The 16172-nt window shown below is 63.1% G+C and carries 16 protein-coding genes; 4 read left to right on the forward strand and 12 right to left on the reverse strand.

Annotation, left to right across the window (positions count from 1 at the left end; translation table 11 throughout):
* The 3 genes from KH208_RS00005 to KH208_RS00015 all read right to left on the reverse strand — a co-directional run.
* Positions 1-314 (reverse strand): SulP family inorganic anion transporter (locus KH208_RS00005; protein WP_291432798.1); only part of this gene is annotated, 314 nt, incomplete at its 3' end.
* Between the two features lie 2 nt (positions 315-316).
* Positions 317-2089, reverse strand: coding sequence for a SulP family inorganic anion transporter (locus KH208_RS00010; protein ID WP_291432801.1), 1773 nt, complete (start codon positions 2087-2089; stop codon positions 317-319).
* 1 nt (position 2090) lies between these two features.
* On the reverse strand, positions 2091-3119 hold the full coding sequence (locus KH208_RS00015; protein ID WP_291432803.1) for a hypothetical protein: 1029 nt from the start codon (positions 3117-3119) through the stop codon (positions 2091-2093).
* Between the two features lie 414 nt (positions 3120-3533).
* Between KH208_RS00015 and KH208_RS00020 the strand changes: the two genes are divergently transcribed.
* Together KH208_RS00020 and KH208_RS00025 are read left to right on the forward strand one after the other, a co-directional pair.
* The gene (locus KH208_RS00020) at positions 3534-4670 is read left to right on the forward strand and encodes a transglycosylase SLT domain-containing protein (RefSeq protein ID WP_291432805.1); all 1137 of its coding nucleotides are present in this window, start codon (positions 3534-3536) and stop codon (positions 4668-4670) included.
* 107 nt (positions 4671-4777) lie between these two features.
* Positions 4778-5395: an OmpH family outer membrane protein gene (locus KH208_RS00025; protein ID WP_291432807.1), complete on the forward strand. Its 618-nt coding sequence runs from the start codon at positions 4778-4780 to the stop codon at positions 5393-5395.
* 78 nt (positions 5396-5473) lie between these two features.
* Here KH208_RS00025 and KH208_RS00030 read toward each other — a convergent pair whose 3' ends face one another.
* The 4 genes from KH208_RS00030 to KH208_RS00045 form a co-directional block, all read right to left on the reverse strand.
* Positions 5474-5902, reverse strand: a complete 429-nt coding sequence (locus tag KH208_RS00030; RefSeq protein WP_291432889.1) for a YqaA family protein — start codon at positions 5900-5902, stop codon at positions 5474-5476.
* 52 nt (positions 5903-5954) lie between these two features.
* A complete protein-coding gene (locus tag KH208_RS00035; protein ID WP_291432808.1) occupies positions 5955-6215 on the reverse strand; it encodes a hypothetical protein in 261 nt (86 codons plus the stop codon).
* 78 nt (positions 6216-6293) lie between these two features.
* On the reverse strand, positions 6294-7316 hold the full coding sequence (gene cydB, locus KH208_RS00040; protein WP_291432809.1) for a cytochrome d ubiquinol oxidase subunit II: 1023 nt from the start codon (positions 7314-7316) through the stop codon (positions 6294-6296).
* A gap of 2 nt (positions 7317-7318) precedes the next feature.
* Entirely contained in the window at positions 7319-8635 is a 1317-nt protein-coding gene (locus tag KH208_RS00045) for a cytochrome ubiquinol oxidase subunit I (protein ID WP_291432810.1), read from the reverse strand.
* A gap of 136 nt (positions 8636-8771) precedes the next feature.
* On the opposite strand from KH208_RS00045, the gene htpG reads away from it, so the two are divergent.
* Complete coding sequence (gene htpG / locus KH208_RS00050; protein WP_291432812.1) at positions 8772-10748, forward strand: molecular chaperone HtpG; 1977 nt, start codon at positions 8772-8774, stop codon at positions 10746-10748.
* A gap of 103 nt (positions 10749-10851) precedes the next feature.
* Here the strand turns inward: htpG and KH208_RS00055 are convergent, their stop codons facing one another.
* From KH208_RS00055 to KH208_RS00070, 4 genes are all read right to left on the reverse strand, one after another.
* Entirely contained in the window at positions 10852-11103 is a 252-nt protein-coding gene (locus KH208_RS00055; protein ID WP_291432813.1) for a thioredoxin family protein, read from the reverse strand.
* Between the two features lie 15 nt (positions 11104-11118).
* Positions 11119-12099: a permease gene (locus tag KH208_RS00060; protein WP_291432814.1), complete on the reverse strand. Its 981-nt coding sequence runs from the start codon at positions 12097-12099 to the stop codon at positions 11119-11121.
* Between the two features lie 242 nt (positions 12100-12341).
* The gene (locus tag KH208_RS00065; RefSeq protein WP_291432815.1) at positions 12342-12665 is read right to left on the reverse strand and encodes a helix-turn-helix transcriptional regulator; all 324 of its coding nucleotides are present in this window, start codon (positions 12663-12665) and stop codon (positions 12342-12344) included.
* A gap of 174 nt (positions 12666-12839) precedes the next feature.
* Positions 12840-13418, reverse strand: coding sequence for a hypothetical protein (locus KH208_RS00070; protein WP_291432816.1), 579 nt, complete (start codon positions 13416-13418; stop codon positions 12840-12842).
* Positions 13419-13680: 262 nt separating this feature from the next.
* Between KH208_RS00070 and KH208_RS00075 the strand changes: the two genes are divergently transcribed.
* Positions 13681-14661: an AEC family transporter gene (locus KH208_RS00075; RefSeq protein ID WP_291432817.1), complete on the forward strand. Its 981-nt coding sequence runs from the start codon at positions 13681-13683 to the stop codon at positions 14659-14661.
* Positions 14662-14861: 200 nt separating this feature from the next.
* Here the strand turns inward: KH208_RS00075 and KH208_RS00080 are convergent, their stop codons facing one another.
* Positions 14862-16160, reverse strand: coding sequence for a hypothetical protein (locus KH208_RS00080; RefSeq protein WP_367114928.1), 1299 nt, complete (start codon positions 16158-16160; stop codon positions 14862-14864).
* Positions 16161-16172: the final 12 nt, after the last annotated feature.

Consider the following 16172-nt stretch of genomic DNA (forward strand, 5'->3'; position numbering starts at 1 on the left):
TCTTCGGGCAGGGTGGAAAGCAGCGTGCCGCCTATGCTCACCGTCGCCATGGTGGAAAAGAGCACCATGGAAATGGCGTTGGTGGGACCGGCGGCCAGATAGCGGGCCGAACCCCAGAGCGCGGCCACGATCACCGGCAGCATGCAGGCGTAAATGCCGTATTGCGGATGCACTCCGGCAATGAGGGCGTAGGCCATGGCCTGGGGAATAGCCATGGGCGTCACGGTCAGCGCGGCCATGAAATCCGCCCGGAAATCGCGGGCCGTGTAGGTCTTCAGGGTATCCAGAAAGGGAAAGAATCTGGCGGCGCGCATAGTCACCTCGCTGTGGGGGAAGGCCCGGAGGCCGTTTTCCGGGGCTGAGCGGCGGACGGCAGCTCGCAGGCGTCGCCCCGGCAGGTGATCCGTTGCAGCAGGTTGGAGGCCAGTTGCAGGCCCTGATCCATGGTGTCGGCCACGAAACCGGCGCTCAGATGCTCCAGGATGCCGGTGCGCCGGAGAATATCGCGCACGTTGCGGCTGCCCACCACCAGAATCACGGGCAGGGAGCGGGCGTAGCAGCGTTCCACGAATTGTTCCAGGGCGTGGGCGCCCGAGGCGTCCAGCCAGAAGACCCTGGTCAGGCTCAGGACCACCAGGCGGGCGGGCTCGAGATCTTCCTCCTCAAGCTGGCGCTCCAGTTCGTGAATGGCCCCGAAGAAAAGCGTGCCTTCAATGAGATAGACCGCGATGCCCGGCGGCATGTCCGGCGGCGCGTTGCGCAGCAGGGGGTCGTCGGGCCGCAGCCGGAGCACGCGCGGGTGCGAGGTCTTGTAAATATAGAGCAGCAGCGAAACCAGTACGCCCACGAAAATGGCCTGTTCCAGATCCAGGAGCAGGGTGGCGGCAAAGGTCAGCAGCAGCACGGCGCGGTCCACACGCGTGGCCACTAGGCAGAGGCGGATGGCGCGCGGGTCAAGCGTCTGCACCGAGATGAGCAATAAGACCCCGGCCAGGGCGGGCATGGGCAGGCGGCTGATCATGGGGGCCAGCACAAAAAGCATGGGCAGGGCCAGCAGGCCGGAAAACACGGAAGCCATGCGGGTACGCGCGCCCAGCGCAACCATGGGCGCGCTGCGGGTAAAGGAGCCGCAGCCCGGAATGCCCGAGGTCAGCCCGGCCGCGATGTTGGCGAGGCCCTGGCCGATGAGCTCCTGGCTGCCGTCGAACTTGTCTCCCCTGATGCCCGCCATCTGCTTGCCGATGGCCAGGGATTGCACGGCCCCCAGCAGGGCGATGGCCAGGGCGGGCATGAACAGATCCCTGAACAGGCTGAGGCTGAAGGCGGCCGGCAGAGAAAGGGGCGGAATGATGCTGGGAATGGCGCCCGCCAGGGCCACGCCCTTGCTCTGCACGTCCAGAACCATGCCCGCGAGGGTCGCCAGAGCCAGGGCGGCCAGGATGGAGGGAAAATGCCGCGAGAGCACGCGGTTGAGGATCAGGATCAGGGCAATGGTCAGCGCGGTCAGCCCCAGGCTCCACGGGTTTACTTCCCCGAGATGCTCGATGACCAGCCAGAGCTGGGGAAAAAAACCGGAAGGCTGCGCGCCGGGCAGGCCCAGGGCGGTTTTGAGCTGGCTTCCGGCGATCAGGAAGGCCAGGCCCGAGCTGAAGGCCACCATGACCGAATGAGAAATGTAGTTGGCCAGATCGCCGATGCGGGCAAGGCCCATGCCCAATTGGATCAGGCCGCAGAGCAGGGCCAGGGCGAAAATATAGGGCATGCGCGCCGCTTCGGGAAGGCTGGCCAGGGTGGCGCCGCCCACGCTGACCGTGGCCATGGTTGAAAACAGGATCACGGAAATGGCATTGGTGGGTCCGGCCGCCATGAAGCGCGAGCACCCCCAGAGCGCGGCCATAATTACCGGCAGCATACAGGCGTAAATGCCGTACTGCGGATGCACCCCGGCCATCAGGGCATAGGCCATGGCCTGGGGAATGGCCATGGGGGTCACGGTGGCGGCCGCCATGATGTCGGCCCGCAGATCCCCCCGCGTGTAGCTTTGCAGCGTGGGCAGAAAGGGGAAAAAACTACGGGCGCGCAAGTGCATCTCAATCCTCGTGGCGGATGTCGTCTTCCAGTTTGAGCACGTCGTGGCCCAGGGCGTAGTGCATCAGGCGGGGCCGTTCCACGGACTTTTTCAGGGAATTGATGATCCTGGTCATGCGCCGCGTGCCCTCCAGCACGCCGCCCAGATGCCCGGCCAGTTCCGTGAGGTCCGCGCGGGCCAGGATGCTTTCCAGCTCCAGGGCCAGGCGGCGGCCGCGCGAATCCGAGGGAAATTCGGCCATCAGCTCGCGCGAGATGCGCAGGGCGCGGGTCAGGTTGGCGTCGATGTCCTCCACCAGCTCGCCGCAGTATTCGGCCTGGTTGCGCATGACGTTGAGGGCGTTGTTGCCGTAATGGGCCATGGCCCCGGCGGCTTTTTCCAGGGTGTCGCGGGCCACGGCCACGCGGCGGCCCACGGTCAGGGAGACGATGCGCGCGCACTTGGCGAGAAAGCGCTCGTCATAGGCCTCGAAGCCGTATTCACGCTTGGTGTAGAGCTGCACCAGGCCGAAGGCCGGGCGGTTGTTGCGTTCGCGCAGCACAAAGGCCAGGCGCGAGCGGTAGCCTTCCTTGTAGACCACACAGTCGAAAGAGCCGCCGCCGCGCTCCAGTCCCTGAAGGTTGTTGGAAACCACGTAGCGGACATGCCCTTCCATGATGGCGCTCATGACCGGGTGCCTGCGCAGGTTCTCATCCAGGTACGGGGCCACGATGGGGATGCTCTTGCCGTTGACGTGGTTCGCCGCGCGGGTCACCCATTCGCCCCTGGAATTCCTGAGGCGGCAGACGTACATTTCGGCATGCAGGGCGTGGACCAGAATTTCCGCGCTCTGGCGCAGCACTTCGTCGGGCGGGGCCATGTGGTCGGCAATGCCCAGCAGATCGTTGGAAACCCGCAGCAGGGTTTCGGTATCGCTCTGCATGGAAGCCACGGAGGAGAGCAGATGCAGCAGGCAGCGCCAGCTCTTGAGCGGCACCCCACGCACTTCCGGGCGATAGCCGGAGTCGAGGGTGCGCTTGGCCGCTGGCATGACTCCCAGTACGGCGACGCGCATTTCAGGGGGGGCGTATTTTAAAAGACGCCCGATCTCCTCACGAATGGCTTGCGGTGAATGTTGCGACACGATCAGCCCGGCCTTTTGCCACCGGCATGGTTTGCCGCGCCGCGCCCCCGCGCCCGGCGCGGGAGCGGAACAGCGGACGCCCGTTCCAAAGGTCAACAGTCTAGTCCTGAAAACGGAGCAGGTCAATGGGATTCATTTTTTTGACCGAAAGGTTGTGAATTATTTTTCTTCATAGGCAACATACTGGAAAAACAATCTTTTTTAAGCATGGCAAAAGAATTGCAGAAAGGAGATGCAGCTCCGCCGCGGCGGTTCCCGGGCCTTCATGCCAAGAGCCGTTCATGTAAGAAATTTTTCAATGCCCCAGCCAGGATATTCATTATGCTGCGCCGCAAAACCCTTGTCATCCTTTCGCTGAGCCTCGGAAGCGCCCTGCTTCTGCTGGGCCTGCTGGCGGGTTTTGTGCCCCAGAGCGAGGGACCGGAGGTGCGCCGCCGGGCCAGCGCGCATGTGGTCAGCCTGCGGCCCGAGGATTTGCCCGAACCCATTGTGTCGCGCGGCGACGGCACGCGTCTCTGGGCCGTGCGCCTGCCCGCCGCGTCTCCGGACGCGGTGCGACGAAGTGGAGCGGACGATCCGGATCCCTCCGGCCGCGCCGGGCAGACCGACACGGACCAGATCATCAGCTTTGAGAAAAGCGGCGTCCGTCTGGATACGGGCGACGACCTGCTCTTCGGCGAGGAGGCCGCGCCGGCGGACCTCGCTCCCCTGCTGGCCCTGGACGGCGTATCCATGCCGCTGCTGGTGACGGCCCAGCCCCGTCAGTACGGCGACGCCCTGGACACGCGCGGCCGCCCCCTGCGCTGGCAGGCGGCGGAAACCCTGCTTTCCGGCTACACGCCCGTCAATCCGCGCCCGACCGACAGCGGCCGGAAGGCGGCGGAGGCCATGCTGCCGGAAGACACGTATTTTGACGGCGGCGGCCTGTTCGCCCGGGCCCGGCGCTACCAGCAACTGGTGGAAAACTTCGCCCGCCGCTATAATCTCAGTACCGAACTGGTCTACGCCATCATCCACAGTGAAAGTGACTTTTCACCTACCCTGGTCAGCGACAAGTCGGCCATGGGCCTCATGCAGCTTCTGCCCAGCACGGCCAGCGACGAAGTGCACCGTTTTCTCTACGGTCGTCCCGGCGACGTGAGTTTTGACGAGCTGCGCGTGCCCGAAATCAATATCCGCTACGGCACGGCGTATCTGCATATCCTGCTGACCCGCTACTTCCGGGACGTAAGCGATCCCCTGGCGCGCGAATACTGCGCCGTGGCCGCCTACAACATGGGGCCCAACCGTTTTCTGCGCCTTTACGGCAAAACCGGCGAGGAGGCCGTGGCGCGGATCAACGCCCTGAGCGCCGAGCAGTTGTACGAGGATCTGACCGCGCGCCTGCCGGTGCGTGAAACGCGCTTCTATGTGGCCAAAGTGCGGCGGATGAAGGGGCAGTACGCGGAGCTGCGCTGAGGGCCGTCCCGGCGGACAGAAAGCCCGCGCGGGTAAAAAACTGTTGAGCTGGGCGCGAAAAACACGTATCCAGAGGCAACAACGTTTTGAGAGGAGTGCTCATTACCATGCGAATCCGTCTTTTTATGCCGCTGGTTTTTGTGTTGAGCTTCATGCTGCTGGCCTGCCAGCAGACGGAAACCAAAGACGCCCAACCCAAACTGGCGGTCGTGGATATGGCGCGCATCATGCGCGACAGCGAGCCGGGCAAGGCCGGCGTGAAATTCCTGGAAGGCCTTCAGGCCGGGATGCAGGACAAACTCAATGCCATTCAGGCCCGCCTGGAAAAAGATCCCAAGGACGAGGCCGCCCAGAAAGAGCTGCAGAGCGTGTACATGACGGCGCAGCAGCGCATGCAGGCTGAACAGCAGAATGTGGTCAACCTGCTCTATGACACCATTCAGCGCGTGCTGAACACCTACCGCGAGCAGCAGGGCTACGACGTTATCATCAGCGCCGAAGTGGCCGCCGCCTTCAATCCCAAGGCGGATGTGACCACGGCCGTCATCGCGGAAGTGAACAAGCAGAAGATCGACTTCAAGCCGCTGCCCGAACCCGCCGCGCCCGAGGCCGCCCAGGCTCCCGCGCAGCAGGACAAGGATCAGGCCGCGGAAAAGGCGCAAGATCAGTCTTCTAAGGACCAGTCCAAGGACAAGGTCGCCGCGCCCAAGAACGGCAAGAAATAGTTTTTGACGCGCATCCGACATAAAAGCCCCTTTTCCCATGCCGGGAAAAGGGGCTTTTGCTGTTTGTTCAAGATGGTCTTATGCGGCCCAGGGCAGGACCAGGCCCGCCACTACGAGATAGCGGGCCAGTTTGGCCAGGCCCACGATCAGGATGAAGGACGCAAAGGGTTCCCGCAGCAGCCCGGCAACCAGGGTCAGCGGATCGCCGATGACCGGCGCCCAACTCAGCAAAAGGGACCAGCGGCCGTACGCGCGGTACCAGGCCCGGGCCTTGCCCAGCTTTTCTTTTTTGACCGGAAACCAGCGTTCGTTCTGAAAGCGGGCGCAGCAGCGGCCCAGCAGCCAGTTGACGGCCGAACCCAGGGTATTGCCCGCCGTGGCCACAGCCACGAGCAGCCAGACGGGTTTGTGCCCGGCGGCCAGCAGTCCCGCCAGGGCCAGCTCTGACTGGGCGGGCAGCAGGGTGGCGGCCACAAAGGCGGCCAGAAACAGGCCCCAGAAAGCCATGAGGCTCACGGGCGCGCATCCTTGCCGTCATGTGGCCGCCGCACTACTTTCCTCAATACCACATTTTTTTCAGTTCGGCGTCGGTCACGCCCAGGCGGTGCATGCACATCTCGAAATACGAGCTCCAGAACGGATTGCTGGAATTGTGCGGGCCTTCGCTGTTCATGGCCGAGGCTTCCTCGCTGCATTGCTGTTTGGCCGCCAGCGCCTGCTGTTCCTCAAAGGTCAGGGGCGCGCTGTGGCGCGGGGCGCAGGCCGTCAGTCCGGCCAGACACAGGGCCAGAAGCAGGGCGGGGAGAATACGTTTTTTCATGTGCGACTCCGTATGTAAAAAGCCGCGCCGGTTACTCCGGCGCGGCTTGTTGAAGGACAATGCGCAGGCCGGTATGGCCTAGTAGGCGTGGTCGTCCAGGTCTTTGGCCGTCACCGGATGCGAGAAGAGCCGGTAAGCCCAGAACTGGTACACAAGCACAAGGGGCACCATGACCAGGGCGACGCCCAGCATGATCTTCAGGGTCAGCGGGCTGGAAGAGCCGTTGAAGGCCGTCACCGTGGCGGCGGGGTCCAGCGAGGAGATGATCATGCCCGGGAACATGCCCATGACGCCGAAGAAGGTAACGCCGAGGATGAACAGGGCGCTGCAGCCCCAGGCCAGCCACAGCTTGCCGTGCTTGAGCATGCAGCGCGCGCCCAGCAGGCCCGCCAGTGCCAGCAGGGGCAGGATGAAGAGGGCCGGCATGGCCAGGTAGTTGTCGTACAGTTTGGTGTAAAAGGCGGTCAGAACCAGGAAGACCACCAGCAGAGCCAGCATGATGGGCCAGACGAAGGTGGCCGCGGCCAGGGCGCGGGTCTGCAGGTCGCCCTCGCTCTTGACGGCCAGCCAGATGGCCCCGTGCAGCACAAACATGCAGACGAAGAACACGCCGCCGGCCAGGCCGTAGATGTTCAGCAGGCCCAGCAGGCTGCCGTGGTAGACGCCCTGGGCGTCCACCGGAATGCCCATGAACAGGTTGGCGAAGGCCACCCCCAGCAGCAGGCTGGGTATCAGGTTCGCCAGAAAGTGCACGCCGTCCCAGAGGGAACGCCAGGCGGCGCTTTCCACCTTGTTGCGGAATTCAAAGGACACGGCGCGGAAGATCAGGGCGAAGAGCAGGATCAGCAGAGGCGCGTACAGCGCGCTGAACATCACCGCGTAGGCCTTGGGAAAAGCGGCGAAGGTCACGCCGCCGGCCGAGATCAGCCAGACTTCGTTGCCGTCCCAGAAGGGACCGGCCGCGTTGTACATGATCCGGCGTTCCTCTTCGGTTTTGCCGAGGAAGGGCAGCAGGGTGCCCAGCCCCAGGTCAAAACCGTCCAATACGAAGTACACTGCCCAGAGGAGGGTCCAGAGCACGAACCAGATGGTTTCCAACATGATTATGCCTCCTGGGCGTCGGGGCCCTTGATCGCGTATTTGCGCAGCAGATAAATATCCAGGACGCCCAGCAGCGAGTAGACCACAATGAAGGCCCCCAGCGAAATGGCCACATTCTCCGCCGGTACCGGGGAAACTGCGTCGGTGGTGCGCATCAGGCCATGGACGATCCAGGGCTGGCGGCCGATTTCCGCCACGGCCCAGCCCAGCATGATGCTGATGTAGGGCAGAGGGATGTTCCAGACAAGGGCCTTGAGCAGTCCCCGGCAGGGCATCTCCCGCTTGCGCTGCAAGGTGGCGGCCAGGGAAAGCAGCAGGAAAAGCATGCCCAGAGCCACCATCAGGCGGAAAGACCAGAATACCGGCGTAACCGGCGGCCGGTCCTCCTTGGGAAAGTCCTTGAGGCCTTTGACTTCCGCGTCCGTATGTTCGTAGGCGATCCAGCTCAGCAGGCCGGGGATGCCCAGAGCCTGCACGCTGTTGCGTTCGTTTTCCGGGTCAGGCCAGACCAGCAGATAAAACGGCACGTCCCGGGCGGTTTCCCAGTGGGATTCCATGGCCGCCAGCTTGGCGGGCTGGTATTCGGCCACGGCCTTGCCCTGCTGGTCGCCGGAAAGGCAGAGGATGATCGTCAGAATCAGCGTATAGGGCGCTATCATTTTGAAGGAGGCGCGGAAGAAATCCGTATCGCTCTTGCGCAGCAGATGCCAGGCCGAGACGCCCAGCACAAAGAAGCCGCCCAGCGCCCAGGACGCCAGAACGGTATGGGCGAACATGCCCCAGGCGTAGCCGTTGAAGACCACGTCCCAGAAGTTGGAAAGCTCGGCCCGCCCGGCGGCCTCGTTGATCACATAGCCCACGGGATGCTGCATGAAGCCGTTGGCCAGGATGATCCAGAGCGCGGAAAGGTTGCCCGCGATGGCTACCAGCCAGATACAGGCGCAGTGGGCCTTTTTGCCCAGTTTGTTCCAGCCGAAGTGCCAGACGGCCAGAAAGGTGGATTCCAGAAAGAAGGCCACCGTGGCTTCAATAGCCAGCAGCGAACCGAAAATGTCGCCCACGTACTCGGAGTAGCGCGCCCAGTTGGTGCCGAACTGGAACTCCAGGGTGATGCCGGTCACCACGCCCAGAGTGAAATTGATGAGAAAGAGTTTGCCCCAGAATTTGGCATGGCGTTTCCAGATTTCATCGCCGGTGCGCACATAGCGTGTTTCCATCCAGGCGAGAATCACGGAAAGCCCCAAGGTGAGGGGAACGAAAATAAAATGGAAAAAAACGGCCACAGCGAATTGCAGCCGTGAAAGCATCACGACGTCCATAAGCCCTCCTTAAAGACTTCTTTTAGGCTGATAGCCCGATCCCGGTTAAAAGGCAAGGAGTTACCAATATCGGTTTGCCCTTGACGCGGTCCGGACCGGCCTTATGTTACGGGTAATTTTCTTCAGGAGGTTCGTCATGGCCGAAGCCGGCAAAAAGACCCGTCAATTCCGCGCCGAAGTGCGCAAAGTTCTGCATATTCTCACCAACTCCCTCTACACCAACCGGGAAATTTTTCTGCGCGAGCTTATCTCCAACGCGTCGGACGCCCTGGACAAGCTGCGCTTCCGCATCAACCGGGGCGAAAGCCCGCGCGAACCGGAGCTGCCCCTGGAAATCCGGATCAGCATCGACAAGGATGCCAAAACCCTGACCATTGCCGACACCGGTCTGGGCATGACCGCCGAGGAACTGGCCGACAATCTGGGCACCATCGCCAAATCCGGCTCCGAGGAATTTCTGGCCGGTCTGGCCGCCGAGTCCCGGACCCGCAAGGAAATGAGCAACGGCAAGGGCGACGGCGCGGCTGAAGCCGAAGCTGCGGCGGCCGACGCGGCCAACATCATCGGCCGTTTCGGCGTGGGTTTTTACTCGGTCTTCATGGTGGCGGACAAGGTGGAAGTGACCTCGCGCCCGGCCTTTGAAGAGGGCGCCCAGGCGTATGTCTGGATCAGCGACGGCCTGGGCTCGTACAGCGTCGCGCCCTCCGACGCCGAAGAGCCCAGGCGCGGCACCGTGGTCAAGGCCCACCTCAAGGACGACGCCGTGGAATTTCTGGAAAAATTCCGGGTGGAGTCGGCCATCCGCAAGCATTCGGCCTTTGTGCCCTTCCCGGTGTTTGTGGACGGCGAGCGCATCAACACCCAGCCCGCGCTCTGGCGCGAGCCCAAATCCGGCGTGACCAAGGAACAGTACGACAATTTTTACAAGGCCCTGACCTATGACGCCAAGGATCCCCTGGACGTGCAGCACATCGCCGTGGACGCGCCGGTGCAGTTCAACGCCCTGTTGTACATTCCGGACTCCAGCCAGGATTTCTTCGGCGCGGACCGCGATTTCTGGGGTCTGGACCTCTACGCCCGGCGCGTGCTCATCCAGCACCGCAACAAGGAGCTGATCCCCGAATACCTGGCTTTCCTCAAGGGCGTGGTGGATACCGAGGATCTGCCCCTGAACATTTCGCGCGAAACGCTGCAGGAAAACGTGCTGCTGCGCAAGATCAACCAGGTCATCGTCAAGCAGACCCTGAGCCATCTGGAAAAAATAGCCGGGGACGACGTGGAGAAATACAACCGCTTCTGGCGGCTGCACGGCAAGATCTTCAAGCTGGGCTACCACGACTTCCCCAACCGGGAGCGGGTCAGCGCCCTGCTGCGCTTCAATTCCTCGGCTCTGGCCGACGCCGAGGCCCTGACCAGCCTGGACGAATATATGGCCCGCGCGCCCGAGGGCCAGAAAACCTTCTGGTACGTGGCCGCGCCCAACCGCGAGGCCGCGCGTCTCAACCCGCACATGGAGCTCTTCCGCAAGAAGGGCATTGAAGTGCTCTATCTTTTCGAGCCCGTGGACGAGTTCGTCATGGAAGGCCTGGGCAAGTATAAGGAATGGGACTTCAAATCCGCCGAAAGCGCGGCGGACGACGCCCTGACCTCCTTCGCGGACAAGGAAGCCCCGGAAAAAGAGAGCGCCGCGCCCCTTTCCGAGGAGGACAACGCCTCCTTTGACAAACTGCTGGCCCGGATGAAGGAAATTCTGAGCGACAAGGTCAAGGACGTGCGCGTGTCGCACCGCCTGGCCGACAGCCCGGCCGTGCTGGTCTCGGCCGACGGCGGCATGAGCTCGTCCATGGAAAAACTGCTCAAGGTCATGCAGAAGGACGACTCCCTGCCGGTCAAGATTCTGGAGGTCAACCGGGATCATCCCCTGCTGCGCAACATGTTGCGCATGTTCAAGGCCGACGGCCGGGACAGGACTCTGGCGGAAATGACCCAGGGCCTCTTTGACACCAGCCTGCTGCTGGACGGCTACCTCAAGGACCCGCAGGCTCTGGCCGCGCGCACCAACGAGCTGCTGGCCGAGGCGGCGGCCTGGTATACGGAAGTCAGAAAGATCTAACGGACGCGGCTGGTTTCGCCGGAGCGGGCGAAGGATCCGGGGCTGTGGACGCTCGGGATCCTCCGCCCGCTTTTTTATTGCCTGACGGCGCGGCGCCGGATGGTCAGCGCCCGCCGTCGGCTCCTCCCGCGATCCATTCCCGCACTTCCCGCCCGGAAGGTACGCGCCCGGCGCAGATGACCCTGCCGTCGATGACCACGGCGGGCGTGGAAATGATGCCGAGCAGCATCATTTCCTTGAGGTCCGTGACCTTTTCCACTGCGGCCGTGCCGCCCGTTTCCCGGACGGCGGTGGTGACGACGTTTTCCGCTTCCGCGCACCGGGCGCAGCCGGTGCCGACGACCTTGATGATCACGGCGCTCTCCTTGCCTTAAAAAACGGTTGTCTGAAGGGCATTGAACAGCCAGCCCGCAAGCGTGAAGATAACCAGCAGCAGGCCCAGAAAGACCGCCAGCAGCTTCCAGCGCATAACCTGCTTGAGCATGAGCACTTCCGGCAGGCTGGCCGCCACGGCGCTCATGCAGAAGGCCAGCGTTGTGCCCAGGGGCAGGCCCTTGAGCAGCAGGCTTTCCATTATCGGAATGATGCCCGTGACATTGGTGTACAGCGGAATGCCGATAGCCACGGCCGCGGGGACGGACCACCATTGGCCCGCGCCCAGGTTTTCCGTAAACCACCCCTGCGGCACAAAACCGTGCAGCGCGGCGCCGAGGCCCACGCCGACGACAACCCACAGCCATACTTTTTTGAAAATATTGCTCGTTTCGGCATAGGCGAACACATGGCGTTCCATGAGGCCCATCTTCGGAGCTTCGCCCGCTTCCACAGCGGCTGCCCGGGCAGACGCATTCTTCATGGCATCCAACAAAAAGGGTTGCAGCCAGCGTTCCGCACGAAGCGCGTCCATGATGATTCCGCCCGCAATGCCCGCAACCATGCCCACCACCACATAAATGACCGTGAACTTCCAGCCCAGAAGTCCCCACAACAGGACCACGGCGATTTCATTGATCAGCGGCGAGGTGATCAGGAAGGACATGGTTATGCCCAGGGGAATCCGGGCCGTGGTGAAGCCCAGGAAAAGAGGGATGCTGGAACAGGAGCAGAACGGCGTAACAGCCCCGAATCCTGCCCCCAGGACATAGCCGATGCCCCGGCCTTTCCCCGTCAGATAGTCCCGGACCCGCTCAACGTGCATCGCGGCCCGCAGCCAGCCGATAACATAGACCATAAGAACGAGCAGCAAGAGGATCTTTGCCGTGTCATAGAAAAAGAATTCGACGGAATCACCCAATGGCGTTCCCTTGCCGATAGAAAAAAGATCATAGGTCAGCCATTGCGAAAGAGGCATAATGACGGAATAGACCGCCCACCACAGCCCAAGGGCAGCAATGCCGATTCCGAAACAGCATGCTCTGTTCACTTGCGACGGGCTGGAAGGGGATTGCGGTGCTGTGGGCTTTTGACAAGCGCACTGGGCAGAGGGAGGGAACATCTGTTTTTCTTCTGGTGCGCCCGCACAGCATTTTGACATTTTGCTATCCCCCTTAATTTTCTTTATTGGCAAAATTGCCAATATTGTGAGTAAAAAAATTACCCTTTGTTCAGCATATCCATTTGCGCCAGGACGCGTTTTTCCACCAGTTCGCCGGTGCATGACAGAAACGTTTCCAGGCAGCAGATCGCCAAGCGGTAATAGATGTTTGTGCCTCTTTTATCGGAGGCCACCACGCCCGCTTCCCGGAGCACGGAAAGATGCTTGGAGACCGTGGACATATCGTCCCCCACCAGGGTTTGCAGGTCGCAGACGCATTTTTCGCCGTCCCGCAGGGCGTCCACCATGAGCAGGCGGCTCGGATGCCCGAGCGCCTTGAATATTCTGGCTTGCGCCGCAATGTATCTTTTATGTTTGTCCATGCTATATTTTTGGCTTTTTAGCCAAATAGTCAGTTCTCTCTCTTCCGTCAAGATGCAAGCGCCAATCCGACGCGCGTCCGGGCGGCAGGAACGGCCATGTCCGCCGGCTCCGGGAGGCAAGATGCTCTCGACAGGCTCTCCGGCCGCCTCGGAGCATTTCAAATATTACATGCTTCAATGATGCCCGGCGGTGCTCGCCGGTCTGTGCGGCGCGAGGTGGAACGACAGGGGCCGGTACACGGAAATCAGGCACATGGACAGGATGACCGTCAGCTGCAGCGCGCCTTCCCACATGCTTTCCGGCAAAATGCAGGCCCGCACGAAGCGGAGCGGCCCGTCCAGGCCCAGCGGAACGAGCACGGCGATGAGATCGTCGCCCCACGGCCCCCAGAACATGGTGCCCCAGAAGCCCGCGCAGAGGCTGATCAGCCATTTATAGCCGATCCAGGCGAACTTGAAGAAGCCGATGGACGTGCAGGTGGAGTAGAACAGGCCGCTCAGCAGACAGCCCGCAAGCCCGGGCATGACAACCCAGGTGTCCACGAAATGCAGGCACCGGGCCACCTGTGCGGCAAAGGCCGCATTGTCGGTGGAGAGCCGCAAAAAGCTGAGCGCCTGCATGGAAAGCGCGCCGCCTGCCCAGGCCGTGGCCGCGAGCAGATGCAGGGCCTTGGTGCCTTTGATGATGATATTGTCGCGCGCGCTGAAGCCTTTGCCCAGCTTGCCGTAATTTTTCACCATTTCATTGAGCATGCCGATCCCCCACAGCTGCGAAGCCCAAAGCCGGCTTTGCCCTGGTTCTGGATATGTCTGTTACGCGGTCACTCCTGCCGCCTGGCTGGAGATTTTGAGTATAGACGCTTCATGGGTATCGGCAAGTATTGTTTGTTTGATCAAACAAGATTCTGCTGGACAAGGCGTCCGCTTGGAGCCATGATTCCCGCCGTTGTCCGGCTGCCCCACGGAGTGCGGCAGCCGGGTTGCGCGACGCGCAAGCGGCGCGACGGAGGACTGTATGCTGGAAGCCCTGTTCGCGGTTGTTCCCATTTTTCTGATCATCGGCATGGGCGTGCTGCTGCGCGCTCGGGACGTGCTGCCCGAAAGCGCGGGCCCGGTCCTGGGGGTCTATGTGCTCAAGCTTGCCCTGCCGCTGCTGATTCTGCACATTCTGGCCGGCGCGCATCCCGGCGACCTGGCCCACGGCGGCTTCTGGGCCGGGGTCATCGGCTCGCAGCTGATCGTCTATGCTCTGGGCTACTGGGGCGACCGCCTCTTCTGCCGCCGGGGCGCGGGCCCGGCCGTAATTTCCGCCCTGAGCTGCAGCGCCTGCAATACCGCCTTTGTGGGGCTGCCCATTGTGACCAATCTGCTGCCCGGCAATCAGGAGGCCCTGCTCATCGCGGGTCTGGCCACCCTGACCACCAACATTGTGATGATCATGGGCCAGGCCCGGCTGGATATGCTGGCCGGGGCGGCGGCCTGGGGCGGCGGCTCCCGCTCCGGAGCCGTGGCGCTGCTGCGGGTCTTCATCCTGGGCAATCCCATTCTGCTCGCCACCCTGGCCGGGGCGGCCCTGTCCTTGTCCGGTCTGGGGCTCTGGGCCCCGCTGGACCGCACCGTCAGCCTGGTGGGTTATACGGCGGCCCCCTGCATGCTGCTGGCCCTGGGGCTGGACTTGCGGCAGAAACTGGCCCTGGCCATGCACCGGGCCGAAGGGCATGCCGTGCTGCGTCAGGTCTGGCTGATTTCCTGCAAGCTGCTGCTGCATCCGCTGCTCTGCTGGGCCATCATGTGGCTGCTGGGCATTTCCGGAGCCTGGCTGGCTATCGGCGTGATCATGAGCGGCACGGCCACGGCCCTGATCGTTACTGTCCTGGCCGAGGTCTACGGCGCCGTGCCCGAGGAGTCCGCGCTCACGGCGGTGCTGTCCAATGCCCTGAGCATGTTCACGCTGACCGGCTTTGTCTGGCTGTTCATGCGTCTGGGCATGATTTAGGGGCAGCCCTCATTGAACCGCCTGCCGCAAAGCCGCCTTTTTCGTGCGGCGGCGTTGCACAGCGAAAATTGACCTCGCGGAGTACACAACAGCGTCGCCCGATTTCCGTTTCGCGCCTTGCCGCCCGAAAAAATTCAGCTTTTCGCGGACGGCATGTCAATGAGGCTGACCCTAAGGACGTATCGAACGGCGCGGCGGGATCAGAGGCGCGCCTCCTGCGAGAGATAGATCAGCTCTTCCGTGATGGTCAGCAGTTCCTCAATGAGGCCGCCGCCGTGCATGGGGTGCCCGAACAGGGCTTCGCGCTGATTGTCGAGGCCGCGTTGGTCCACGGCGTCGGGCAGGGTGGGAGAGAGGGTTTCGGCCAGGCGGCAGGCCAGCAGATAGCCTTCGGCCCCGGCGGCGAACAGGGCGCTCAGCTCCGCGAAACGGACGCAAACGTCGTGCCAGTATTCCAGAGCCTCCCTAGAGGGCGCAAGATTCACGGCCGTGCAGAGGGCCGCGTGCAGGTTGTTGCAGGCCGCGCCGGGCAGGCCCGTGCGCCAGCCCCAGAGCCAGGGCGCGCGCCGGAAAAAGAGGTGATGCTCAACCGCCAGGTCCAGCAGGGCGCGGGTCCGGCGCAGGGCGTCCAGCAATGGCATCGCCGTCGTGTAGTCCGGCCAGGCCGGTACGGGTTCGCCCAGCTCCCAGCCCGGCACCATATCCCGCCGGGGCTCCAGAGCCGCCAGGCGGCGCAGGAGATGGGTCAGCCAGGCGTTGGCGTCCGGACTCTGCGGAGTTTCAAGATGCGAGTAGCTCAGCACGTAGCGGCCTTGGCCGTATGCGCCGCTGACCACCAGGGGCTGATCCGTGAGGAAGTCCGCCGAAAGATTGATGCCGTACAGGGCCTGCCAGGCCTCGAAGACGTGCGCCGGAATGCGCTGCAAGGGCAGATCCGCCAGCCAGAAATCCGCGTCCGGCGCGTCATAGGCCGCCAGTACCCGCACTCCTTCCGTCCTTTCCGGCGCGAAACGCCCCGGCCACCAGACCGGCAGGGAAAGGGCCGCGCCGTCCATGCTTCCGGCGGTTCCCGGCGGCGAAAGTTCTTCCCCGGCGCAGGCCCGCACCCGTACATGGCCGGAAATCAGATGATGCAGGCGCTGGGGATAGGCCGCGCGCGACCAGGGGCAGAGTTGCAGGCCGTCGCGCGGGTCGCGGTGGCTGAGGGCCAGGCCCGCGCCGCCGCAGAAGCCCAGATAGCCGCCGCCCTGCTCCAGATAGGCGCGCACGGCCGTGCGTCCGGCTTCACCAAGGGCCAGGGACTTGAGCTTGGCGTTGCCGCCCGGCACCACCAGCAACGGGGGCGGGGCGGCGGTTTCGTTTGCCCGGCAAGAGCCCGGCTTGCCTAAAAGCGCGCCTTCGGCTATTTCTTGGCCCTTAACCAGGCGGCAGGACAGCCCCAGGGCGCGCAACGCGCGCCAGGCCATGAGGCCCCAGATGTGGGATGCGTCCCATAACATGTAAATCGGCTG

The organism is Desulfovibrio sp. (genome assembly GCF_018379785.1).
In the GTDB taxonomy this organism is placed as follows: domain Bacteria; phylum Desulfobacterota; class Desulfovibrionia; order Desulfovibrionales; family Desulfovibrionaceae; genus Desulfovibrio.

Coding starts and splice junctions, on each gene's coding strand:
- KH208_RS00010 (WP_291432801.1), bottom strand. CDS start 2,089: ATGCACTTGCGCGCCCGTAGTTTTTTCCCCTTTCTGCCCACGCTGCAA.
- KH208_RS00015 (WP_291432803.1), bottom strand. CDS start 3,119: ATGCCAGCGGCCAAGCGCACCCTCGACTCCGGCTATCGCCCGGAAGTG.
- KH208_RS00020 (WP_291432805.1), top strand. CDS start 3,534: ATGCTGCGCCGCAAAACCCTTGTCATCCTTTCGCTGAGCCTCGGAAGC.
- KH208_RS00025 (WP_291432807.1), top strand. CDS start 4,778: ATGCGAATCCGTCTTTTTATGCCGCTGGTTTTTGTGTTGAGCTTCATG.
- KH208_RS00030 (WP_291432889.1), bottom strand. CDS start 5,902: ATGGCTTTCTGGGGCCTGTTTCTGGCCGCCTTTGTGGCCGCCACCCTG.
- KH208_RS00035 (WP_291432808.1), bottom strand. CDS start 6,215: ATGAAAAAACGTATTCTCCCCGCCCTGCTTCTGGCCCTGTGTCTGGCC.
- cydB (WP_291432809.1), bottom strand. CDS start 7,316: ATGTTGGAAACCATCTGGTTCGTGCTCTGGACCCTCCTCTGGGCAGTG.
- KH208_RS00045 (WP_291432810.1), bottom strand. CDS start 8,635: ATGGACGTCGTGATGCTTTCACGGCTGCAATTCGCTGTGGCCGTTTTT.
- htpG (WP_291432812.1), top strand. CDS start 8,772: ATGGCCGAAGCCGGCAAAAAGACCCGTCAATTCCGCGCCGAAGTGCGC.
- KH208_RS00060 (WP_291432814.1), bottom strand. CDS start 12,099: ATGCCTCTTTCGCAATGGCTGACCTATGATCTTTTTTCTATCGGCAAG.
- KH208_RS00065 (WP_291432815.1), bottom strand. CDS start 12,665: ATGGACAAACATAAAAGATACATTGCGGCGCAAGCCAGAATATTCAAG.
- KH208_RS00070 (WP_291432816.1), bottom strand. CDS start 13,418: ATGCTCAATGAAATGGTGAAAAATTACGGCAAGCTGGGCAAAGGCTTC.
- KH208_RS00075 (WP_291432817.1), top strand. CDS start 13,681: ATGCTGGAAGCCCTGTTCGCGGTTGTTCCCATTTTTCTGATCATCGGC.
- KH208_RS00080 (WP_367114928.1), bottom strand. CDS start 16,160: ATGTTATGGGACGCATCCCACATCTGGGGCCTCATGGCCTGGCGCGCG.